Origin of the sequence: Micromonospora sp. NPDC048170, assembly GCF_040652795.1 — a bacterium.
GTDB lineage: Bacteria > Actinomycetota > Actinomycetes > Mycobacteriales > Micromonosporaceae > Micromonospora.
The window spans coordinates 90,086-111,099 of the sequence record NZ_JBEZMR010000009.1; the positions used below are offsets into that span (position 1 = coordinate 90,086).

A 21,014-nucleotide genomic window follows, 5' to 3' on the forward strand; every position below is an offset into this window, starting at 1 on the left:
GCGGGCAGAGGATTCGAACCTCTGTAGCTTTCGCGACGGATTTACAGGGCGTCCGCGATCTTGCGTGAGGAAGACCCCTTGAGCTGCCGCTTCTCTATTGCTGCCCGCCCGCTGACGCTCGGCCGCCCACCATCTGCCCACGCCCACGGCAGACGCCCCAGGCCCGGAACCCGATGCTTCATGACGGTTCGCGCCTGCTCGGCAGGAGTCGGATCCGGCGGTGAACAAGGTTGATGTCGACGACCTTCACTGACAACTGGTCGCCGAGTTCAGGGGTGTGGTCGAGCGCGGACTTGTGGACCAGCCCTTGAATGCTTTCTCCCACGGCAACGAAGACACCGAACGGCACGATCCGGGTCACCTCACCACGCAGGACAGCGCCGAGACGTGTCCGGGCGAACTCAGCCATCGGGTCAGGCTGCAACGCCTTCAGCGACAGCGACACCCGCTCGCGCTCGAAGTCGACGTCCAGCACCATCACGGTGAGCCGATCCCCCACGCCCACGACGTCGGTCGGGTGATCGATGTGCTTCCAGGACAGCTCCGCGCAGTTCACCATGCCAGTGACACCGCCAAGCTCTACGAACACCCCGAAGTCCTTGATATCGACCACCACGCCCGCGGCGACCTGGCCACGCTCAAGCGTTCCCAAGCTCAGTTGCGCGCTGTCGTCGTCCCTCTGCCCCATAAGTCCAACCCTTATCACCCCAGTGCGTCGCCGATCTTGTCGTTCATGGTGTCGTCTCCACCGTCGATGCAGTTCGCGTATACGCGGAGCAGGACGGCGACGCCGTGGCCCAGGCGCCGGGCGACCTCCGTCGGCGGGACGCCAGCATTCAGCCAGAGCAAGGCCGCCGCGTGCCGCAGGCGTAGGGACGGCGTAAGAGGGGTGAGGTGACCTGCCATCCCTGGCACGTCCGTTCAGTCGCTTGCCGGCGCTACGAACATCTTGACCGATCCGCACGTCTCGGGCGCGTTCTTGAACTGCCCGCCGTCGATGACGTACACAAGCTTCCCCCACCTTGCCTCAGAAGAGCGGGAAGGAGAGGCGCCACTTCCCGAAGAAGAAATCTCCTCAATACGCTGTACACAGGCATACAGATGGGCCGGCGCCTTGGCGCTAAAGATCCGGCTCCACGACCTCCGACAGGCATCAGCCGGAGTTTCCCCAACTCTCGCCACCGTTTCCCCCATCCGATGCATACCGCTTGTGGCGCACACAAAGGCCTCACCGTTTGCAGGCAATGCCTCAGGTGGCGCAGTCGGCGCACGATAGCCACCGATAGCGGCAGTCGCACCGCCAGCCACCAAAAGCCCGGCGGCAACCGCTCCAACGATCCCCAAGCGCCTCGGGGACCTCTTCTCGCGCTGCTGCGGCAAGTCTAGGACGCGCGCGAGCATCGCCTCTCCCTGAGGGCTTGTTGTGAACGTGACCTCGGCGGTGGGCCGGACGCGAATAATCAGGTCTTCGGTCTTTGTGTCGTAGTGCTTCACTCCAGCCCCCTCGCGTATGCGGTCAGACTGCCGAGCCGAGATAGTTTTGGCCCTTCCCGCCGCCGTCCGTATACGTCCTCGAATCGGCGACGAGCCCGGTGTAAACGCACGGCAAATGTCGCCGCCGTACACCCCAGCACCTTCGCCGATTCTCTGCCGTTGAAGTCGTACCAGTACCGCAGTAGCAACACCTCGCGGTCGATCTCTGGCAATTCCGCCAATGCCGCCATCACGTCCATTCGGTGGGAGGCGGACGGACCGTACTCGGTCTCGTCGTGAGCCTGAGAGTGCAGACGCGCCTGCAACGCCGCGTGAACTGCGCGCCCGCGCCGATGCTGCAACACCAGGCGTCGCGCGACCCCGAACAACCAGGGCCGTTCCTGGCCCTCCTTGATGGTTGCCAAGCGCCGCCACGCCACGGTGAACACCTCGCTCACGAGGTCCTGCGCATCCTCGCCGCCCAGTCGATCATTGGCGTACGCGAAGACCGCGTCGCCGTGTCGACGGAACAAGTCAGTTAGGCGCTGGCGGTCTGCGGTCGTCCTCCGCGCGTCCGGCACCGATCCTCCAGGTGGTGGTCTCACGCCCATACTTGTCGCTGCAACCTCGGTTCCTTACGGCCATCCGGAAGGTTTCTGGCTCCGCCCCCTCCACCTTGAGACGAGCCGAAGACGCTCATCCGAGGGCGTCGCCGATCTTGTCGTTCATGGTGTCGTCTCCGCCGTCGATGCAGTTGGCGTAGACCCGGAGCAGGACGGCAACGCCGTGGCCCAAGCGCCGGGCAACCTCGGTCGGCGGGACGCCGGCATTCAGCCAGAGCGAGGCCGCCGCGTGGCGCAGGTCGTAGGGACGGCGTACGAGAGGTGAGGCGACTTGCGATTCGGTCAGCGCCTTCTCCCGGGCGAGCTTCCACCACCGGTCGTAGACCGGCTCGGAGAGCGGTCCGCCGTGCAGGCCACGGAAGAACCGACCATCTGGGCCGACGCCGTGATTCTCGACGTGCGCGCACAGCAGCTCGACGAGCCGGGGCGGGATGGGCACCGTCCGGGTTTCCTGTCGTGCCCGGTGCTTGAGGCCGCGCCGCTCATGCGACCCGCCGTCATCCGTCCAGTGCGACCCGGCACGCGGCGATGTGCCCGCGAGCACCAGGCGACCCCAGCGGTATTCGATCTTCTCGTGATCGCCGGACGCCGAAGGCTTCACCGCCGCCAGGTCGTCGAAGTCGGTCCCGCAGCCGAGGCAGTGCCCGGGAAGGTCGCAGTCCTCCCGCCGTAGGTCTGCCGCTTCCGAGGGCCGCATGCCCGCGTAGTAGAGGCAGCCGAAGAACGCCGTCACCTTGTCGGCCCGTTTGCCGAGAGATTTCACCGCCTCCAGCAGCGTGGCGACCTGGGCCGGGTTTGCCACCACCCGGCGGTCGATGGATTGCGCGACCTCGGGGGCGGTCCACTGCACCCGGTCGACCGGATTGGAGGCGATCAGCTCCAGCTCGACGGCGTACCCGAGCGCGTTGTAGAAGGTGGCCCGCTTGCGCTGGACGGTGGAGGCAGCCGCGGGCTTGCCGCCAAGGCGCCGCGCTGCGCGCGGCGCGGGGACGGTGAGCCGGCCGGCGGCAAGCCGCCCCCGGCCGCCTTCGGCGCCGGGGCGGAGGCCACCGACTACTGCCGGACTGCCGCCCCCCGAACCGCTGGAGCCAGGCAGCGGCACGATCACGGCCAGGCGGTACGGAAGCCGGCGGGTCGGCCCGGCCGAGGGTCGGGGCTTCCGGCTGCCGCGCCAGTCCAACCCCAGGACTGGCTTGCCCCTGGCCTATCTCCCCGCAGCCGGCCACATCACAGCGCGGAGCCCTCAGCCGGTCCCTACGCGCACGGCCCACGGCAGCCCGGCAAGCCGCCGCCAACACCACCAGGCGCAGCCCCAGAGAAGCGCTCAGAGGCAAGATCGACCCGCCCACCATCTGCCCACAACCAGTCGTCAACGGTTGGACGCAGCCGGACTCTGTCAGACAAACGACAACGGCCCCCGATCAGCATTTCTGCTGGTCAGGGGCCGTTGGTGCTCCTGGTGGCGGGTAGAGGATTCGAACCTCTGTAGCTTTCGCGACGGATTTACAGTCCGCTCCCATTGGCCGCTCGGGCAACCCGCCAGGGCACCCACCGCGTCGTAACGCGGCAGCGGAAGCAAGGATAGCGGCTCACCCCGGCATCAGCGCAAGCGGGTACCGTCAGGGGGTCGTACCGCTGGTCAGCGGGGGACGAAGGACCACAGAGACCGCCGGACAGCAGGAGCATGAGCATGGCAGCGAACCCGTCGTTCGACATCGTGAGCAAGGTGGACCGCCAGGAGATCGACAACGCTCTCCGTCAGGCGGAGAAGGAGCTCGCGACGCGGTTCGACTTCCGGGGCACCGGCGCCGAGATCTCCTGGTCGGGCGAGGAGGCGATCAGCCTCCAGGCGGAGACCGAGGAGCGGGTGCGGGCGGCGCTGGATGTCTTCAAGGAGAAGGTGGTCAAGCGGAACATCTCACTGAAGTCGCTGGACGCCGGCGACCCGCGTCCGTCGGGCAAGATCTTCAAGATCGACTGCAAGGTGATCCAGGGCATCGACTCGGACAAGGCCAAGGCGATCGGCAAGAAGATCCGCGACGAGGGCCCGAAGGGCGTCCAGGCCCAGATCCAGGGCGACCAGCTCCGGGTCACCGGAAAGAAGAGGGACGACCTCCAGGCCGTCATCGCGCTGCTGAAGGGCGAGGACTTCGGCATCGCCCTCCAGTTCACCAACTACCGGTAAGACGAGATCACTCCAGTTGGTGCCGTCGGGGTCGTTGCCAGCAGTCGTCGTTCTCCTGTCCCGTTGAACGCTCGACGGCCTGGCAACGGCCCCGGCCCCGCGCTCGGCAGGGTCCACCCGGCCGCTCGTCTCTGACGGGCGCGCCGGTCACCTGCGAGGTCGGCAACGTCGCCTCGGCGAGGACTCTCGCCCATCACGGTGGCGAATTCGAGGACGTGCGGAACATCGCACTCGGCCCCGTTCGGGACGTCACGCAGGCAGCAGTTCCTCGGCGCGTACCGCCGTGGCCTCCGCGCGGGCGATGGGCCCGGCGGGCAGGGCGGCGACCCCGGCCCCGACGGCGACCGCGGCCCCGGCAAAGAGGAACGCCCAGGGCACCCCGCCGCCGTGGTCGACGATCAGGCCGGCCACCGCGCCGCCGGCGGCGCTGGCCCCCACCGACATGGTCACCACCCAGGTGTACGCCTCGTTCAGCATGCTGGTCGGGGCGATCCGGCCGACCAGGGTGTTCTCCAGGGTGAGCGCGGGCGCGATCGTGGCGCCGCCGATCACCAGGGCGGTGCCCAGCGCCAGCGGGGTGGGCATCACCGCGAAGACGGCAAAGCTGGCGGCCACCGTGCCGAGCAGCAGCGCGAACTGCCGGGTCATGTTCCGGGCCGGCTTGCGGACACCGAACCAGAACCCGCCCACGGCGCTGCCGACGCCCCAGACGGCCAGCAGCACGCCGGCGAGGCTGTCGGGGTCGTCGGACGTGTAGGCGGTCGCGAATGCCGGTACGGTCACGCCGGCCGCGCCGAAGGCGACGCCGATGCTGGCCACGCAGAGCAGCAGTGCCGGGAAGCCGTGGACGCGCAGCGGCCCGAGCCCCTTGGTGTGGTGCTCGCGCGGGTGTGGCTGCCGGCCGCGCATCACCCGGCCGAAGGCGACCGCGATGGTGCCGACCAGGGTCACCACGGCCGCTCCGACCAGGGCGGCCCCGGCGTCGGCGAACAGGATGAAGCCGGCGACCAGCAGCGGGCCGAGCACGAAGACGATCTCGAAGAGGGTGGTCTCGGCGGCGAGCGCGGTGTTGCGCAGGTGCCACCGGCCGGACGCGGGTGAGGTGAGGTCGTTCCAGGCGCCCCGGATGGCGGCGGTGAGCGGTGGGTAGGTGGCCCCCGCGACTCCGGAGGCGACGAAGACCAGGGTCAGGCTGCCGGCGTCGGAGCGGGCGGACCAGAGCAGGCCGAGCAGGGCGAACGGGTGGGCGATGGCGGTGCCGACGAGCACCGGGGTGGGGCCGATCCGGTCGGCGATCCGGCCGGCCACGGGGCTGAGCGCGGCGCCGGAGAGGGCGTAGATGCCCCCGGCCACGGCCGCCAGCGAGTAGCGGCCGGTGACCTGCTCGACGACCAGCAGCAGCGCCAGCGGCGTCATGCCGATCCCGAGCCGGCCGATGATGCCGGTGATCAGCAGCATCGGTGCTCCGGGGATCCGCCAGACGCCCAGATACTGGCGCAGTGCGGCCACGTTCGACCTCCAGGGGATGTAACGGGTGGGGAACCTTTCGACCCTAACGCCGTCCGGGGAGCGAGTGGAACGGTTAACGTGCTCACACGGCGTTCCGCCCGTGCCCGGCGGGCCGGACACGGGCGGGAAGGGTGATCAGCGCCTCAGCGCTGGAACTGTACGGGACCGCTGTTCGCGGCCATCCGTTCCAGTCGGGCGACCCGCTCCTCCATCTTGGGGTGGGTGGCGAAGAGCGTGGCCACGCCGCCGCCCCGGAACGGGTTGTCGATCATGAGGTGGGCGGTGCTGGTGAGCTGCCCCTGGGCCGGCAGCGGCCGACGCTGGGTACCCATGTGGATCTTCCGTAGGGCACTGGCCAGGGCCAGCGGGTCCCGGGTGAGCTGGGCGCCGGAGGCGTCCGCCTGGAACTCCCGGCTGCGGCTGATCGCCAGCTGGATGATGGTGGCCGCGATCGGGCCCAGGATGATGGTGAGCAGCAGCACGGCCGGGTTCGGCGAGTCCTCGTCGTCGCCCCCGCCCAGCGGGATGAACCAGGCGATGTTCGCCAGCATGGTGATGATGCCGGCCAGACCGGCTGCCACGCTGGAGATGAGGATGTCCCGGTTGTAGACGTGCGACAGCTCGTGCCCGATCACGCCGCGCAGCTCGCGGTAGTCGAGGATCTCGGTGATCCCCTGGGTGACGCAGACGGCCGCGTTCTGCGGGTTCCGCCCGGTGGCGAACGCGTTGGGCTGCGACGTCGGGCTCACGTAGAGGCGGGGCATCGGCTGCCCGGCCTCGTTGGCCAGTTCGCGGACCATCCGGTACAGCTCGGGGAACTGTGCCTCGCTGACCGGTTGCGCCCGCATCGAGCGCAGTGCGAGCTTGTCGGAGTAGAAGTAGGTGACGCCGTTCATCACCAGCGACAGGACGACGGCGATGACCAGGCCGCCACTGCCGCCGAACCAGTAGCCCACCGCCAGGATCAGCGAGGTGAGCAGGCCGAGCAGCGCGGCGGTCTTCAGACGGTTGTGGTGCACGATCACTCCTTCGGTGCAGCACGGATCACGCGGGATCCGCTGACCGGTTCAACAACCCGGTACCCGTCAACCATCCATCTCATGGCTGTGAGTTGCCTGGGATGTCCGAAGTGCCCGTCGGGATTACCGCCGCGGGAGCCGGGAAGACCGCCTGACCGAAACCGCCGCCTCAGCGGGCGGCGACGTCGAGCACGAACTGCGGGGCGAAGCCGATCACCAGCGCCGCCGCCGTCGCCACGGCGAGCACCACGCCGACCGTCCGGGCCCGCACGGGGACCACGGCCGGGGCGCCGACGGACCCGACGCCCGGCGCGGCGTCCGTGCCCGGCAGGCCGGCCGGAGCGGCCCAGAGGGCGGCGGTGAGGCGCAGGTAGTAGGCGAGACCGATCACCGCGTTCACGGCCACCACCACGGCGAGCCAGCCCGCGCCGCCGTCCAGCAGCGAACGGACCACGGTCACCTTGGCGAAGAGGCCGGCCAGGCCCGGCGGCAGCCCGGCGAGCCCGACCAGCGCCAGCCCGAGCGCCGCCGCCCGCCACGGGTGTCGCCGGGCGGCCCCGCGCAGGTCGTCGACCGTGCCGCCGTCCGCGCCCGCCGGGCGCAACGCCACCAGGGCCGCGAAGGCCGCCAGTTCCAGGACCACGAAGAAGACGGCGTACGCGACGGCGGCCGCGTACGCGGCGGTGCGGGCGTCGTCGGTGCGTCCGGCGGCCAGCGCCAGCGCGCCGAGCGGGGCGAGAATGTAGCCGGCCTGCGCCACCGAGGACCAGGCGAGCAGCCGCACCGTACGCCGCTGGCGCAGCGCCACCAGGTTGCCGACGGTCATCGTCAGCACCGCGAGCAGGGCGAGCACCGGACCGGTCACGTCGGCCGGCAGCGCGTGCTGCACGACGGCGAGCAGGGCCACCACGCCGCCCAGCTTCGAGACGGTCGACAGATAGGCCGCCACCGGCAGCGGTGCGCCGTCGTACGTGGCCGGCGCCCAGGCGTGGAACGGCACCGCCGCCACCTTGAACGCCAGCCCCAGCACCACCAGCGCCACGGCGGCGGTGGTGAGCGGCAGGTCCAGCAGGTCCGGCCGGTCGGCGAGGATCGCGCCGATCCGGCCCAGGTGCAGCCCGCCGGTGGCCGCGTAGAGCAGCGCCGCCCCGAGCAGCGTCAGCGTGGTGGCGACCACGCTCACCACGAAGAAGGTGACGGCCGCCTCGGCGCTGGCCAGGCTGCCCCGGCGCAGCCCGACGAGGACGTAGAGCGGCAGGGTGAGCGTCTCCAGCGCCACGATCAGCGTGATCAGGTCGCCGGCCGCGCCGAGCACCACGCCGCCGGTCATCGAGCAGGCGAGCAGGAAGCAGTACTCCCCCGTCGGCGACTGCCCCGCCCGCAGCAGCGGGCCGGACAACGCGAGCACGCCGAGAGTGAGCAGCGCGACGACTGCGGCGACCAGGGCGGCCCGGCCGCCGAAGACGTACGAGCAGTCGGGGCCGACGCAGAACGTCCGCCGCTCGTCCCCGGCACCGACCAGAGCCGCGCCGAGCGCGGTGGCCGTCGCGCCGACGGCGGCCGTTGCCAGCGTGACCCGGGCGCGGGCCACCAGCAGGTCGGCCAGCAGCACCAGCACGGCCGTGCCGGCGGCCAGGTACGCCGGGAGCAGCGCCACGTTGTCGACGCTCTGCACCACGCTCATGTCGGCACTCCGCTCCGCTGCGTGCCGCCATGAGACAGCATGGCGCTGAGCCCGACGACTCGCTCGCCCCGCTCACCGATGATTCGCTCGCCCCGCTCGCTCACCGCAGCACCTCCACCAGGGCGTCGACGGGTGCCTCGGCGACGCCGAGCACCAGGGTCGGGGCCAGCCCGACCGCGAGGGCGAGCAGCACCAGCGGCGCCCACGCGACCAGTTCCACGCCGGCCAGGCCGGGGGCCAGCCGCCCGACCGCCGGGCTGGGCCGGCCGTGCGTCACCCTGCGCAGCAGCCGCAGGAGGTACGCCGCGGTGAGCGCCCCGCCGACCGCGGCCAGCACGCCCAGGGTGGTCCAGAGCGCCCCGCCGGCCTCCACGGCGGCCACCACGGCGAACGCCTCGCCCCAGAAGCCGGCCAGCCCGGGCAGGCCGAGCGAGGCGACGGCAGCGAAGCCGAGCAGCCCGGCGAGGCGGGGCGCGGTCTCCCGCAGCCCGGACAGCTCGTCCAGCGACCCGGTGTGCGTACGGTCCTTGATCGCGCCGGCGAGGAAGAAGAGCAGGCCGGTGATCACCCCGTGTGCGACGTTGCCGATCAGGGCCGCCTGGATGCCGGTGGCGGTGAGCGTGGCGACCCCGAGCAGCACGAAGCCCATGTGCCCGACGCTGGAGTACGCGATCAGCCGCTTCAGCTCGCGTTGCGCCAGGCAAACCAGCGACCCGACCAGGATCGCCGCCACGGCCAGCACACCGAGCACCGGGGCGGCCCAGCGGGCACCCTCCGGGGCCACCCCGACCGCGATCCGGATCAGCCCGTACGTGCCCATCTTGAGCAGCACCCCGGCGAGGACCACGCTGCCGACGGTGGGCGCCTGGGTGTGCGCGTCGGGCAGCCAGGAGTGCAGCGGCCAGAGCGGGCTCTTCACGGCGAAGGCCAGCGCTAGCAGCGTGAACGCGGCGAGCTGGGTGCCCCGGGACAGTCCCGTCCCGCCGGTGAGCGCCACCACGTCGGCCGTTCCGGCGGCGGCCACCACCACGAAGACGCCGACCAGCAGCAGTACCGAGCCGAGCAGCGTGTAGAGGGCGAACTTCGCCGCCGCCCGCCGCCGGTCCGCGCCGCCCCAGCCGGCGATGATCGCGTACATCGGGAGCAGGACGACCTCGAAGAAGACGAAGAAGAGCACGAGGTCGAGGGCGAGGAAGGTGCCGAGGATGCCGACCTCGACGACCAGCAGCAGGGCCACCAGCGCCCGCCCGCTGCCGCCGTCGGGCACCCGCCACAGCGTGTAGGCGCAGCAGAGGAGGGTGAGCAGGGCCGTCAGCACGACCAGCGGCCAGGAGATGCCGTCCACCCCGAGGTGGAAGCGCAGGTCGAGGCCGGGCACCCAGGGCAGGTCGAGCCGGTGCCACGGGCGTACCGCGGGTGTGCCGGCCGCATAGGTTGTCCAGGACCGGTCGCCGAGGAACAGCAGCGCGGCGGCCACCAGGGTCAGCCCGGCGACGACCGTGCCGACCGCCCGGGCCGCCCGGTCCCGGGGCGTCGCCGCCACCGCCAGCGCACCGAGCGCCGGCAGCGCCAGCACGGCGACCAGCAGCACCTCCCCGAACCTCACGACGCCACCTCGGTTCGCGACTGCGGGGCTCGCAAACCCGGCTCACTCCTCGCGCTCACGACGCCACCTCGGTTCGCGACTGCGGGGCTCGCAAAGCCGGCTCACTCCTCGCGCTCACGACGCCACCTCGGTTCGCGACTGCGGGGCTCGCAAACCCGGCTCACTCCTCGCGCTCACGGCGCCCCTCCGATCAGCACGGCCGCCAGGCCGATCAGCAGTGCCCCGGCCAGCACGCCGACCGCCGCGCGCGGCAGTGCCGCACGGTGCAACGACGCCAGGCCGCCACCGAGGCCGAGCGCGGCCCGGCCGCTGCCCTCGACCGCGCCGTCCACCACCACCTCGTCGGCGGTACGCGCCGCCCGGGCCAACGCCCTCGTGGGGCGTACGACCAGGGCGCGCTGGACGTCGTCGAGCCGGAACGCGGCGGCGAAGACCGGCCGCAGCGGACCCAGCGCGGTCGCCGGGTCGGCGGCCGGGTCCCGCCGCCAGCGCAGCCAGGCCAGCCCCGCCCCGACCGTCAGCAGCACCAGTGGCAGCAGCAGTTCCGGGCCGACGTGGATCAGGAGGTGCTCGCCCGGCTCGCCCGAGGTGGGCGTGAGCAGCAGCCGGCGGGCGAAGGCCCAGTTGAAGCCGGCGAGACCGAGCAGGGCCGCCGGCACGGCGAGCAGCAGTACCGGCCAGCGCAGCACGGCCGGCGGGTCGTGCGGGTGGGCCAGCGGCATCCGCGGCTCACCGAAGAAGGTGCGCAGCAGCAGGCGGGTGGCGTACCAGGCGGTGACCGCGACGCCGACCAACCCGGCCAGCCAGACCAGCCAGCCGACCCAGGCCGGGGCCGGACCGGTGCCGTGCAGGGCGGCGTCCCCGGCGACGGTGAGCACGCCGTCCTTGCTCCAGAAGCCCGACAGCGGTGGCACCCCCGCGAGGGCTCCCAGCCCGACGACCGTGCACCAGAAGGTGACCGGCATGGTGCGGCGCAGCCCACCCATCCGCGACATCAGCGTGGTGCCGACCGCGTGGATCACCGCACCGGCCGCGAGGAAGAGCAACGCCTTGAAGGCGGCGTGGGTGAGCAGGTGGAACAGCGCGGCCGGCGGCGAGCCGACCGCGAGAGCGCCGGTCATGTAACCGATCTGGGAGACCGTCGACCAGGCCAGCACGCGCTTGAGGTCGTCCTGGGCGGTGGCGGCGAACGCGCCGAGCAGCAGGGTGACCGAGGCCATCACGCCGAGCACCGCCAGCGCCACCGGGGTCACCTCGAACAGCGGGTAGAGCCGGGTCACCGCGTACACGCCGGCGGCGACCATCGTGGCGGCGTGGATCAGCGCCGAGATCGGCGTCGGGCCGGCCATCGCGTCCGGCAGCCAGGTGTGCAGCGGGAACTGGGCGCTCTTGCCGGCCACCCCGGCGAGCAGCAGCAGGCAGGCGGCGGTCAGCGTCCCGGTGGCATGGTCGTGGGCGAGCACGTCGGCGATCCGGAAGCTGCCGGCCGAGACGCCGAGCAGCGCGATGCCGAGCAGGAAGCCGACATCGCCGACCCGGGTCACCAGGAACGCCTTCATCGCGGCGGCCGGCGCCTCCGGCAGCCGGCGGTCGTGGGCGATGAGCAGATAGGAGCAGATGCCCATCACCTCCCAGCCGACCAGCAGCAGGATCAGGTCGCCGGCGACCACCACCAGCAGCATGGCGGCGGTGAAGAGGCTGATCTGCGCCGCGTACGGCGGGTAGCGGTGATCGGTGTCGACGTCGTCGTGCGGCCCCCGGCGCAGGTACCCGATCGAGTAGACCTGCACGGCCAGGGCCACCGCGGCCACCGCGACGGCGACCAGCGCGGCGGCGGAGTCCAGCCGCACCCCGAGGCTCACCGTCAACCCGCCCAGGTCCACCCAGGTCGTGGACGCCTCGGCGGGCCTGTCGAGGGTGACCAGCAGGGCTACGGCGAGCGCCAGCGCACCGGCGGCACCGGCCACGCCGAGCGTGATCGCCACCCGCCGGGCCCGGTCCCCGCCCGTCCCGACACTCCCCGGTGCGGGCGGCAGCAGCAGGCCGAGCAGGCCCGCCACCAGCGGTACGGCCGGCAGCAGCGTGCCGAGCAGCGTGGTCGTGCTCACCGCTCCCCCTCCGGACGCTCGGCGGACCCGGGCCGGACGTCGCCACCGGGCCTGGCGGTGGGCCCGGGCCGGGCGTCGCCACCGGCAACGGCTACGGCCACGGCCGGCTCGGCGGGGCGCTCGGGCGACGGACGCTCAGTCAGCGGGACCTCGTCGACGGCGACGCTGGCCCGCAGCCGGTAGAGCTGGAGCACGATCGCCAGGCCGACCCCGATCTCGGCGGCGGCCAGCACGATCACGAAGAGCGCGAAGACCTGCCCGCCGTGCGGCAGTTGCGCGCGCACGGTGGTGTCGGCGGTGACCAGGATCAGGTTGACCGCGTTGAGCATCAACTCGACGGCCATCAGCACCAGCACCGCGTTACGCCGGCGCAGCACGCCGTAGACGCCGAGGCCGAACAGCAGCGCGGCGGTGACGTACGGGATGACGGGCCTCACCGCGACCGCCCGCCCTCGTCGCCCGGGTCGCCCCCGGCGATCCCGGGGCCGGACCGGCCGGTGTGGGACTGGTCGGCGGCTGGCCCCTGGGCCTTCGGCCGGCCGATGTCGGGTCGGGAGAGCACGATGGCGCCGACCAGGGCGGAGAGCAGCAGCACCGAGAGCACCTCGAAGGGCAGCACCCAGCTGCGGAAGATCTGGTCGCCGAGGCGTTCCGCGGTGCCCGCGTCGGGCAGCTCCACGGCCGTCCAGCGGTACGCGTCGACCAGCAGGGCAGCCAGCCCGAACCCGGTGCCGCCACCGATCAGCGCCGCCGCCCAGCCGGGCCGGTCCAGGTCGTCGGAGGCACCGATCGGGGCGCGGGTGAGCATCACCGCGAACAGCAGCAGCACCACCACCGCGCCGACGTAGATCAGCACCTGCACCCAGGCCACCAGCTCGGCGGTGAGCACCAGGTACATCCCGGCCAGCGCGCCGAGGCAGACCACCAGGTAGAGGCCGGCCCGGACCAGGTGCCGCGTCGCCACCACCAGCACCCCCGAGCCGACCGCCACCGCGCCGAGGGCGAGCAGCAGCGCATCCGCAGCGGTCATGCGCCGGCCTCGGGCTCGGGGCGTACGGGCGGGGCGGCGGGACGGGCGGCGGGCGCGGCCGGAACCGCGGCCTTGCGCGCGGCGGCGGTCTCCTCCTTCGCCGGCTCGCCGTGCGGGTCGTGCGCGGGCGGCGGCGGTACGGTGCCCATCCACTGCCCGAGGTGGTCCTTGTCGTGCAGCAGATCCTTGATGTCGTACTCGGCGTACTCGAACTCGGGCGACCAGTAGAGCGCGTCGAAGGGGCAGACCTCCACGCAGATGCCGCAGTACATGCAGAGCGAGAAGTCGATGTCGAACTTGTCGAGCACGTTGCGCTGGCGGGGGCGGGCGGCGCCGGGCACCGCCACTTCCTCCTTGTGCGAGTCGATGTAGATGCACCAGTCCGGACACTCCCGGGCGCACAGCATGCAGACCGTGCAGTTCTCCTCCAGCAGCGCGATCACCCCGCGCGAGCGGGGCGGCAGCTCGGGGGCGACGTCCGGGTACTGCTGGGTGGTCGAGCGGCGGGTCATCGTCTTCAACGTGACCGCGAGCCCTTTGACCAGGCCCGCGCCCGGCAGGCCACGGTCTGCGCCGGTGCCGCCCGGCTCGCTGCGGTCGCTGCGGTCGGTCATGCCGACCATCCTGCCCTGTGGCCGCAGCGCGCGCGACCACCACCCGGGGTCTGCCAGGGCATCCCATGCGACTCGGCGTGGCGCTGGAGGGACACTTCCCTGAGGACAACGGTCAGGCCGGTGCTGTTCCCGGTGGACGTGCCGCCCAGCCGGATCACGTCCCGGATCCGCCGACTCCGCCGGGCGCGGGCGGGAGCATCTCGACACCGAGCTGCTGGAGAAGCTGGAACAGCTCGTTGCAGCTCCACACGTCGACGATCCGGCCCGTGTCGTCGAAGCGCAGGAAGCTCGCCCCCGAGTAGGCCACCACCTGCCCGGTCGGCGGCACCGGCCCGAACGGCCCGGCATGGGTGCCGGCGGCCCGCCAGTGCACCGCCACCCGGTCCCCGGCGGCCACCACGTCCACGATCTTGTAGCGCAGGTCGGGGAAGGCGGCGCGGCGTTCCCGATGCCACGCCAGCGTCGCCTCCGGGCCCTCGCCGCCCAGCCCCGGGCACTCCGGCCCGACCAGTTCGTACGCGGACTCCTCCCGCCGGGCGTTCCACACGTCGGCGATGAAGCGCCGGGCCGCCACCTCCACATCGATCATCGCGGCAGCCTAACCGCCGTCCGGCCTCGGCGACCGGGTCCGAGGGCTTTCGGGCCGCAGTGGTCGTCCGGGCCGGATGAGCGGGGAGCGCGACCCGGACGGGGGGCGAGGCGAGCAAGGCCCGGGGCGCGGTGGCGCGTCCGTCGGCGGCAGAGGTCTGCACCCGGGCGCCGAACGGTGGCCGAGGTGGAGACTCGGCGCGCCCAACGGTGGCGGAGCCGCCATGATGGGACGAGCGACGAGCGACGGTGGAGGGGCTGGCATGGGCGGCACGACCGAGGGCGGCACGACTGGCGCGGCGGGTGGCGGCACAACCGGCGGCACGGCGACCAGCGGCGACGAGGTGCTGATGCGCACCGGCGGCAAGTACGTCGAACCGGGCGGCGAGTTCACCCGGGACCAGCGCTACATCGCCACCCGGATCACCGCCGACGCCCGGGACGGCTGGCCGGTGGAGCCCGGCCGGTACCGGTTGGCGGTCAGCCGCGCCTGCCCCTGGGCCAACCGACTGATCATCGTCCGGCGGCTGCTCGGGCTGGAGGACGCGATCTCGATGGCGGTGGCCGGCCCAACCCACGACAAGCGGAGCTGGACGTTCGACCTCGACCCGGGCGGGCGCGACCCGGTACTCGGCATCGAGCGGCTGGCCGAGGCGTACTTCGCCCGGTTCCCCGGCTACGAGCGGGGCATCACCGTGCCGGCGATCGTGGACGTGCCGACCGGGCAGGTGGTCACGAACGACTTCGGGCGGATGAGCCTCGACCTGTCCACCGAGTGGACGGCGTACCACCGCGAGGGCGCGCCCGACCTCTACCCGGAGCGGCTGCGCGACGAGATCGACGAGGTGAGCGAGGTGCTGTTCCGGGACGTCAACAACGGCGTCTACCGATGCGGCTTCGCCGGCGACCAGGCGGCGTACGAAAAGGCGTACCACCGGCTGTTCGACCGGCTGGACTGGCTGAGCGAGCGGCTGGCCGGGCAGCGCTACCTGGTCGGCGACACCATCACCGAGGCGGACGTACGGCTGTTCACCACGCTGGTCCGCTTCGACCCGGTCTACCACGGCCACTTCAAGTGCAACCGCAGCAAGCTGACCGAGATGCCGGTGCTCTGGGCGTACGCCCGGGACCTGTTCCAGACGCCGGGCTTCGGCGACACCGTCGACTTCGACCACATCAAGCGGCACTACTACGAGGTGCACCGCGACATCAACCCGACCGGGGTGGTGCCGCTCGGCCCCGACCTGGCGAACTGGCTCACCCCGCACGGCCGGGAATCCCTCGGCGGCCGCCCCTTCGGCGACGGCACCCCGCCCCCGCCACCCCCGCCCGCCGAGCGCGTCGACCCCGCCCACACCCCACTCCCCTGACCCCACCCCTCCCCGCGGCGACCCCGCCGCTCCCCGCACGTCCGCGATCTTGCACTTTGTGCCCGAGAGTTGCGAGCTTTGTCCGATACGTCGAGGCACAAAGTGCAAGATCGACGAGGATCAGGGGGCGGGGGCGGGGGGCGGGGGGCGGGCGGGGGGCGGGCGGGGGGTGGGGGTGGGGTTAGAGGGATAGGCGGACGGCGGTTGTCAGGACGAGTTGGGCGAGGGAGACGGGGACCAGGACCAGCCAGCAGAGGCGCTGGAGTTGGTCCTCGCGCAGTCGGGGGTAGGACACCCGGATCCAGATGATCAGGAACGAGACGGCGAAGACCTTCAGCAGGGTCCACAGCCAGCCCAGTTGCGCGTCGGCGAACGGGCCCTGCCAGCCGCCGAGGAAGAGCACGGTGGTGAGTGCGGCGATCACCACGATGCCGACGTACTCGGCGAGCAGGAAGAACGCGAACCGCAGGCCCGTGTACTCCGTCATGTAGCCGAAGACCAGTTCCGAGTCGGCGACCGGCATGTCGAACGGTGGGCGGCGGATCTCGGCGAGCCCGGCGAGGAAGAAGACGACCATGGCGGGGGCCTGCCAGAGCAGCCACCAGGGCTGCCACGCCTCGACGATGCCGGAAAGGCTGAGCGTGCCGGCAGCCATCGCCACCGACGCGGCGGCCAGCACGAACGGCAGCTCGTAGCCGAGCAGTTGGGCCGCTCCGCGCAGGCCGCCGAGGAGGCTGTACTTGTTGGCCGACGCCCACGCCGACATCAGCACCGCCAGCACGCCCACGCCCACCACGGCCAGCACGAAGAACAGGCCGATGTCGAGCGGCTGCCCGACCAGGTCGTCCGGACCGAGCGGGATCACCAGCAGGACCAGCAGATAGGGCACGAGGGCGACCGCCGGGGCGAGCCGGAACACCGTCCGGTCCGCCTCCCGGGGCGTGACGTCCTCCTTCTGCACGAACTTCACGCCGTCGGCGACCAGCTGTGCCCAGCCGTGGAAGCCGCCCGCGTACATCGGGCCGAGCCGGCCCTGCATGTGCGCCATGACCTTGTGCTCGGCCTGCCCGACCAGCAGCGGCAGGACGAGGAAGGCGAGCAGCACTCCACCCACCCGGATGACCAGTTCCAGCCACAGTGGCATCAGGGCGTACCTCCGTCGTCGCCGGAGCGCTCCGTCGCGGCCGGTCCCGGTGGTGACGGCGGGGCGGTACGGGGTGGCCGGGCCCCCGGGGCCGGCCGGGCGGGCCGCTCCCGGGCCGGACGGGCCGGGGTGCCGCCGCGCGGCCCCTCGCCGACCCCGCCCGCGCCGGCCGGCGTCGGCGTGGTCCCCCACTCCCCGGGCGCGGGCACGCCCGGCGGTCGGATCGGCCGACGCCCGCCCCCGGCCTCGGACTCGCCCGGTTCCTTGGCGCCCGGCCAGGGCTTGGCCACCCGGGAGGCGAGCACGAACTCCTTGCGCAGCGGGTGCCCCTCGAACTCGGGCGGCAGCAGCAGCGGCGCCAGCCCGCCGTGGCCGGGAAAGTCGATGCCGAACATCTCGTGCGTCTCCCGCTCGTGCCACGCGGCGCCCGGGTAGACGTCGACCACCGAGGCGACCGCCGGAGCCTCCCGGGGCACCCGGGTGCGCAGCAGGAGCCCGTGGCGGCGGGTGGTGGACCAGAGGTGCGCCACGACGTCGAAGCCATCGGCGAGCTCGTCGACGGCGGAGAGCCAGTCGAAGTAGTCGCAGGCCAGCTCGGTGTCGTCGCGGGCGGCGCGGAGCGCGTCCGGCCAGTTCGCCGGCGGTACGTCGACGGTGGCGCGGGCGTGCGCCTGGCCGCCGGAGACCGACGGGGTCACCTCGGCGGGCGCGAGCAGCGCGACCATCCGCTGGCCGACCTCTTCCGGAGTCATGCCGCTGATCCTAGGGCCTGCCCCGCGGCCCCCGCCGGAGCGAGCGATACCGCCGCCAGCCATCCACCTCGTCCGCAAGCGCGCGAGCGGAGGCTGCCCCGATCCGGGCGATCTGGCCGCTTCGCCCCGCGGCGGGCCGGGCGGCGGGGAAGGATGAGGCCGTGCGCGCTGTGACTGTCACCCCGGGTGTCGCCGACTCCCTGCGGCTGGTCGAGGACCATCCGGAGCCGCCGCCCGAGGAGGGCGCGATCCTGGTCGAGGCCCTGGCCGTGGGGATCTGCGGCACCGACCACGAGATCATCGCCGGCGAGTACGGCGAGGCGCCGCCCGGCCTGGACCGGCTGGTGCTGGGGCACGAGTCGCTGGGTCGGGTGTTGGAGGATCCGTCGGGCACCCTGCAACCCGGCGACCTGGTGGCGGGCGTCGTCCGGCATCCGGATCCGGTGCCCTGCCCGAACTGTGCGGTCGGCGAGTGGGACATGTGCCGCAACGGCCGGTTCACGGAGCACGGCATCAAGGCCCTGCCCGGCTTCGCCCGGGACCGTTGGCGGTTGCAACCCCGGTTCGCGGTGGGGCTGGATCGTGACCTCGCCCCGGTCGGCATGCTGCTCGAACCGACCAGCGTGGTGGCGAAGGCGTGGGAGCACATCGAGCGCATCGGTGCCCGCGCCGAGTGGCAGCCGCAGACGGTGCTGGTCACCGGGGCCGGGCCGATCGGCCTGCTGGCCGCGCTGCTGGCGATACAGCGCGGCCTCTCCGTGCACGTGCTGGACCGCAACACCACCGGGCCGAAGCCGGAACTGGTCCGGGCGCTCGGCGCGACCTACCACACGGTGCCGGTCAGCGAGCTGGACTTCGAGCCGGACGTGGTGCTGGAGTGCACCGGGGCGCCGGTCGTCGTCCTCGACGTGATGTACAAGGCCGCGCCGACCGGCATAGTCTGTCTGACCGGCGTCTCCAGCGGCGGGCGGACCATCGACCTCGACGCCGGGGCGCTCAACCGTGCTCTCGTGCTGGAGAACAACGTGGTGTTCGGCTCGGTCAACGCCAACCGCCGGCACTGGGACCTCGCCGCCGCGGCGCTGGCCCGTGCCGACCGGTCGTGGCTCGACTCGCTGATCACCCGCCGGGTGCCGGTGGAGGCGTACGCCGGGGCGTACACCTCCGAGCCGGACGACATCAAGGTGGTGCTGGAGTTCGGCTCCTGACGCCGCTCAGAGGCCGGGCAGCCGGCCGTTGCGGAACAGGTCGACGAAGAGCTGGTGGTCCTGTCGGGCCCGGACGCCGTACGCGTGGGCGAAGTCGACCAGGTGGGCCACGAAGCCCGCCTCGTCGGCGTCCACCGCCGTCACGATCGCCTCCTCGGTGGAGTAGTCGACCAGGTCGTGGCTGGACTCGTCGTCGGCCACCGAGTGCATCCGGGCGACCGCCCGGCCCAGGTCGGCCAGCACCCCGGCCAACTCCTCGGGCTCGTTCACGTCGGCCCAGTCGAGGTCGGCCGCGTACGGGGAGACCTCGGCGACGAGCTGGCCGGCCCCGTCCAGCTCGGTGAAGCCCACCCACGGGTCGGCGTGCGCCTGGAGTGCGCGCTGCGACTCGGCGGTGCGGTGCCCCTGGTGCTGGAAGTAGCCGGCGACCGACTCGTCGGCGATGTGCCGGGCCACCGCCGGCACCTGGGCCTGCTTCATGTAGATGACGACGTCGTTCTCCAACGCCTGGGTGTGCCCCTCCAGGAGCAGGTTGTACGAGGGCAGTCCGGCCGAGCCGATGCCCACCCCCTTGCGCAGCACCACGTCCTTGATGTGCGTGGCCACCGGGCGGAACTGGGCGGAAGAGACCGGCAGCGTGCCGAGGTAGTCCTCGAACGCGGCGCAGACCCGTTCCCGGGTTTCGGCGTCGACCTCGAAGACGCCGTCGCCCAGCGAGAACCGGCGCTCGTAGTTGTCGATGGTGGTCTGGAGGGCGAGCAAATCGACCCGGGTGTTGAGCCGGGCCTGCTGGAGCACCCGGCGGAGCACCCCGTCGGCGTTGTCCAGGGTGATCGAGCCGATCGCGTCGTCGCCACCGGCGGCGATGGCGCGCAGTTCGGTCAGGTACGCCCCCGCGAAGACGGCGACCAGGTCGCTGATCGCCCGGTCGGAGAGCGCCTTGGCGTAGCCGATCAGCGCCACGCTGGCCGCCAGCCGCTTCAGGTCCCAGCTGAACGGCCCCACGTACGCCTCGTCGAAGTCGTTGACGTTGAACACGAGCTGCCCGGACCCGTTCATGTACGTGCCGAAGTTCTCCGCGTGCAGGTCGCCGTGGATCCACACCCGGCTGGTCCGGTCGTCGAGGAACCGGTCGTCGGCGAAGTCGCCGACCTGGTCGGCGTAGAACAGCGAGGCGCTGCCCCGGTAGAAGGCGAACGGCGACGCGGCCATCTTGCGGAACTTGCGCCGGAAGGCTGCCGGGTCGAGAGCCATCGACGCACCGAACTCCTCGGTGAGCACGTCGACGATGTGGGCGGAACGCTGGTCGGCGGAGTGGTTCATGGTGCGCAGGCTAGCCCCCGCCGGCCACCGGGCGTCGCCCCGTCGGACGGTACGGCTCAGGGGGTGGGCGGGCGGACCGGCGGGGCGGTCAGCGACTCCACCGAGCGCGGGGGTGCGCCGGTGGATCCGGCATCCGCCGGCGGGGCGTCGACCGGCGGGGCGAGCGCGTCGGGCCGGGGCACCCCGCCGATGCCGGACTGCTCGGCGGCGATCTTCTCCTGGAGACGCAGGATGCCGTGCAGCAGCGCCTCGGGGCGGGGCGGGCAGCCGGGCACGTAGACGTCGACCGGGATGAGCTGGTCGACGCCCTTGGTCACCGAGTACGAATCCCAGTAGGGGCCGCCGCAGTTGGAGCACGCGCCGAACGAGATGACGTACTTCGGCTCGGGCATCTGGTCGTAGAGCCGCTTGATCGCGGGGGCCATCTTGTCGGTGACCGTCCCGGAGACCACCATCAGGTCGGCCTGCCGGGGCCCGTGCGCGAACGGGATCACGCCCAGCCGCATGAAGTCGTGCCGGCCCATGCTGGTGGCGATGAACTCGATCGCGCAGCAGGCCAGGCCGAAGTTGAAGACCCAGAGCGAGTAGCGGCGGCCCCAGTTCAGCACGAACCGGATCGGCTCGCCGAGCACTCCCGGCAGCTGCACGTCGGTCTCCCTTCCACTTCCGGTGCCAGTCAACCACAGCGCCCGGCGCGGCCGTTCCGCCCGGCGTGACCGGCGGACCGCACACCTCCGGCCGGTTCCCGCGCCGCGCGCCACCGGACGGCCCGGTCGGG

Annotated in this window: 21 protein-coding genes and 1 tRNA gene; 3 read left to right on the forward strand and 19 right to left on the reverse strand. The window is 72.3% G+C overall.

Translation table 11 applies throughout. From position 1 onward, the window contains the following. Positions 1–178: 178 nt before the first annotated feature. The 6 genes from AB0D32_RS15040 to AB0D32_RS15065 form a co-directional block, all read right to left on the reverse strand. Entirely contained in the window at positions 179–688 is a 510-nt protein-coding gene (locus AB0D32_RS15040; RefSeq protein WP_357089733.1) for a S1 RNA-binding domain-containing protein, read from the reverse strand. A gap of 14 nt (positions 689–702) precedes the next feature. Next, a complete protein-coding gene (locus tag AB0D32_RS15045; RefSeq protein ID WP_357089735.1) occupies positions 703–906 on the reverse strand; it encodes a hypothetical protein in 204 nt (67 codons plus the stop codon). Positions 907–921: 15 nt separating this feature from the next. Beyond that, positions 922–1,494: a hypothetical protein gene (locus tag AB0D32_RS15050; RefSeq protein ID WP_357089738.1), complete on the reverse strand. Its 573-nt coding sequence runs from the start codon at positions 1,492–1,494 to the stop codon at positions 922–924. Next, positions 1,491–2,006 (reverse strand): sigma-70 family RNA polymerase sigma factor, encoded by a 516-nt coding sequence (locus tag AB0D32_RS15055; RefSeq protein ID WP_357089740.1) that lies wholly within the window; start codon positions 2,004–2,006, stop codon positions 1,491–1,493. Before AB0D32_RS15055 ends, AB0D32_RS15050 begins: the two co-directional genes overlap by 4 nt. A gap of 163 nt (positions 2,007–2,169) precedes the next feature. Next, entirely contained in the window at positions 2,170–3,204 is a 1,035-nt protein-coding gene (locus AB0D32_RS15060; RefSeq protein WP_357089743.1) for a tyrosine-type recombinase/integrase, read from the reverse strand. 349 nt (positions 3,205–3,553) lie between these two features. Further along, positions 3,554–3,637: transfer RNA gene (locus AB0D32_RS15065), tRNA-Tyr, on the reverse strand. A gap of 149 nt (positions 3,638–3,786) precedes the next feature. On the opposite strand from AB0D32_RS15065, the gene AB0D32_RS15070 reads away from it, so the two are divergent. After that, positions 3,787–4,281 (forward strand): YajQ family cyclic di-GMP-binding protein, encoded by a 495-nt coding sequence (locus AB0D32_RS15070; protein WP_357089746.1) that lies wholly within the window; start codon positions 3,787–3,789, stop codon positions 4,279–4,281. A gap of 249 nt (positions 4,282–4,530) precedes the next feature. Here the strand turns inward: AB0D32_RS15070 and AB0D32_RS15075 are convergent, their stop codons facing one another. The 9 genes from AB0D32_RS15075 to AB0D32_RS15115 form a co-directional block, all read right to left on the reverse strand. After that, complete coding sequence (locus AB0D32_RS15075) at positions 4,531–5,790, reverse strand: MFS transporter (RefSeq protein ID WP_357089748.1); 1,260 nt, start codon at positions 5,788–5,790, stop codon at positions 4,531–4,533. Positions 5,791–5,933: 143 nt separating this feature from the next. Beyond that, positions 5,934–6,809, reverse strand: coding sequence for a zinc metalloprotease HtpX (htpX, locus tag AB0D32_RS15080; RefSeq protein ID WP_357089750.1), 876 nt, complete (start codon positions 6,807–6,809; stop codon positions 5,934–5,936). Between the two features lie 169 nt (positions 6,810–6,978). Then, positions 6,979–8,493: an NADH-quinone oxidoreductase subunit N gene (locus tag AB0D32_RS15085; protein ID WP_357089752.1), complete on the reverse strand. Its 1,515-nt coding sequence runs from the start codon at positions 8,491–8,493 to the stop codon at positions 6,979–6,981. 100 nt (positions 8,494–8,593) lie between these two features. Next, positions 8,594–10,099, reverse strand: coding sequence for an NADH-quinone oxidoreductase subunit M (locus AB0D32_RS15090; protein ID WP_357089755.1), 1,506 nt, complete (start codon positions 10,097–10,099; stop codon positions 8,594–8,596). A gap of 173 nt (positions 10,100–10,272) precedes the next feature. Continuing rightward, positions 10,273–12,207 (reverse strand): NADH-quinone oxidoreductase subunit L, encoded by a 1,935-nt coding sequence (locus AB0D32_RS15095; RefSeq protein ID WP_357089757.1) that lies wholly within the window; start codon positions 12,205–12,207, stop codon positions 10,273–10,275. Further along, entirely contained in the window at positions 12,204–12,644 is a 441-nt protein-coding gene (gene nuoK, locus AB0D32_RS15100; RefSeq protein WP_357089760.1) for an NADH-quinone oxidoreductase subunit NuoK, read from the reverse strand. Before nuoK ends, AB0D32_RS15095 begins: the two co-directional genes overlap by 4 nt. After that, positions 12,641–13,237, reverse strand: coding sequence for an NADH-quinone oxidoreductase subunit J (locus tag AB0D32_RS15105; protein WP_357089763.1), 597 nt, complete (start codon positions 13,235–13,237; stop codon positions 12,641–12,643). Before AB0D32_RS15105 ends, nuoK begins: the two co-directional genes overlap by 4 nt. Next, complete coding sequence (locus AB0D32_RS15110; protein WP_357089765.1) at positions 13,234–13,860, reverse strand: NADH-quinone oxidoreductase subunit I; 627 nt, start codon at positions 13,858–13,860, stop codon at positions 13,234–13,236. Before AB0D32_RS15110 ends, AB0D32_RS15105 begins: the two co-directional genes overlap by 4 nt. Before the next feature lie 145 nt (positions 13,861–14,005). Then, positions 14,006–14,440, reverse strand: coding sequence for an ester cyclase (locus AB0D32_RS15115; RefSeq protein WP_357089767.1), 435 nt, complete (start codon positions 14,438–14,440; stop codon positions 14,006–14,008). 349 nt (positions 14,441–14,789) lie between these two features. On the opposite strand from AB0D32_RS15115, the gene AB0D32_RS15120 reads away from it, so the two are divergent. Further along, positions 14,790–15,809, forward strand: a complete 1,020-nt coding sequence (locus AB0D32_RS15120; RefSeq protein ID WP_357090015.1) for a glutathione S-transferase C-terminal domain-containing protein — start codon at positions 14,790–14,792, stop codon at positions 15,807–15,809. Positions 15,810–15,990: 181 nt separating this feature from the next. Here the strand turns inward: AB0D32_RS15120 and AB0D32_RS15125 are convergent, their stop codons facing one another. Together AB0D32_RS15125 and AB0D32_RS15130 are read right to left on the reverse strand one after the other, a co-directional pair. Continuing rightward, complete coding sequence (locus AB0D32_RS15125) at positions 15,991–16,953, reverse strand: complex I subunit 1 family protein (RefSeq protein ID WP_357089769.1); 963 nt, start codon at positions 16,951–16,953, stop codon at positions 15,991–15,993. Beyond that, positions 16,953–17,705 carry an NADH-quinone oxidoreductase subunit C gene (locus AB0D32_RS15130; RefSeq protein ID WP_357089772.1) on the reverse strand — a complete coding sequence of 251 codons (753 nt, stop codon included), beginning with the start codon at positions 17,703–17,705 and terminating at the stop codon, positions 16,953–16,955. The genes AB0D32_RS15125 and AB0D32_RS15130 overlap by 1 nt, the downstream gene beginning before the upstream one ends. A 161-nt stretch (positions 17,706–17,866) precedes the next feature. On the opposite strand from AB0D32_RS15130, the gene AB0D32_RS15135 reads away from it, so the two are divergent. After that, positions 17,867–18,913: a glucose 1-dehydrogenase gene (locus AB0D32_RS15135; RefSeq protein WP_357089775.1), complete on the forward strand. Its 1,047-nt coding sequence runs from the start codon at positions 17,867–17,869 to the stop codon at positions 18,911–18,913. Positions 18,914–18,919: 6 nt separating this feature from the next. On the opposite strand, the gene AB0D32_RS15140 is transcribed toward AB0D32_RS15135, so the two are convergent. Further along, positions 18,920–20,236: a DUF2252 domain-containing protein gene (locus AB0D32_RS15140; protein WP_357089778.1), complete on the reverse strand. Its 1,317-nt coding sequence runs from the start codon at positions 20,234–20,236 to the stop codon at positions 18,920–18,922. A 56-nt stretch (positions 20,237–20,292) separates the two neighbouring features. Then, positions 20,293–20,883, reverse strand: a complete 591-nt coding sequence (locus tag AB0D32_RS15145) for an NADH-quinone oxidoreductase subunit B family protein (protein ID WP_357089781.1) — start codon at positions 20,881–20,883, stop codon at positions 20,293–20,295. Between the last annotated feature and the right edge of the window lie 131 nt (positions 20,884–21,014).

Excerpts from the sequence above, each read along its gene's own strand:
- AB0D32_RS15070 (WP_357089746.1), top strand. The coding sequence starts at position 3,787 with ATGGCAGCGAACCCGTCGTTCGACATCGTGAGCAAGGTGGACCGCCAG.
- AB0D32_RS15040 (WP_357089733.1), bottom strand. The coding sequence starts at position 688 with ATGGGGCAGAGGGACGACGACAGCGCGCAACTGAGCTTGGGAACGCTT.
- AB0D32_RS15120 (WP_357090015.1), top strand. The coding sequence starts at position 14,790 with ATGCGCACCGGCGGCAAGTACGTCGAACCGGGCGGCGAGTTCACCCGG.
- AB0D32_RS15110 (WP_357089765.1), bottom strand. The coding sequence starts at position 13,860 with ATGGTCGGCATGACCGACCGCAGCGACCGCAGCGAGCCGGGCGGCACC.
- AB0D32_RS15085 (WP_357089752.1), bottom strand. The coding sequence starts at position 8,493 with ATGAGCGTGGTGCAGAGCGTCGACAACGTGGCGCTGCTCCCGGCGTAC.
- AB0D32_RS15105 (WP_357089763.1), bottom strand. The coding sequence starts at position 13,237 with ATGACCGCTGCGGATGCGCTGCTGCTCGCCCTCGGCGCGGTGGCGGTC.
- AB0D32_RS15045 (WP_357089735.1), bottom strand. The coding sequence starts at position 906 with ATGGCAGGTCACCTCACCCCTCTTACGCCGTCCCTACGCCTGCGGCAC.
- AB0D32_RS15140 (WP_357089778.1), bottom strand. The coding sequence starts at position 20,236 with ATGAACCACTCCGCCGACCAGCGTTCCGCCCACATCGTCGACGTGCTC.
- AB0D32_RS15130 (WP_357089772.1), bottom strand. The coding sequence starts at position 17,705 with ATGACTCCGGAAGAGGTCGGCCAGCGGATGGTCGCGCTGCTCGCGCCC.
- AB0D32_RS15115 (WP_357089767.1), bottom strand. The coding sequence starts at position 14,440 with ATGATCGATGTGGAGGTGGCGGCCCGGCGCTTCATCGCCGACGTGTGG.
- AB0D32_RS15125 (WP_357089769.1), bottom strand. The coding sequence starts at position 16,953 with ATGCCACTGTGGCTGGAACTGGTCATCCGGGTGGGTGGAGTGCTGCTC.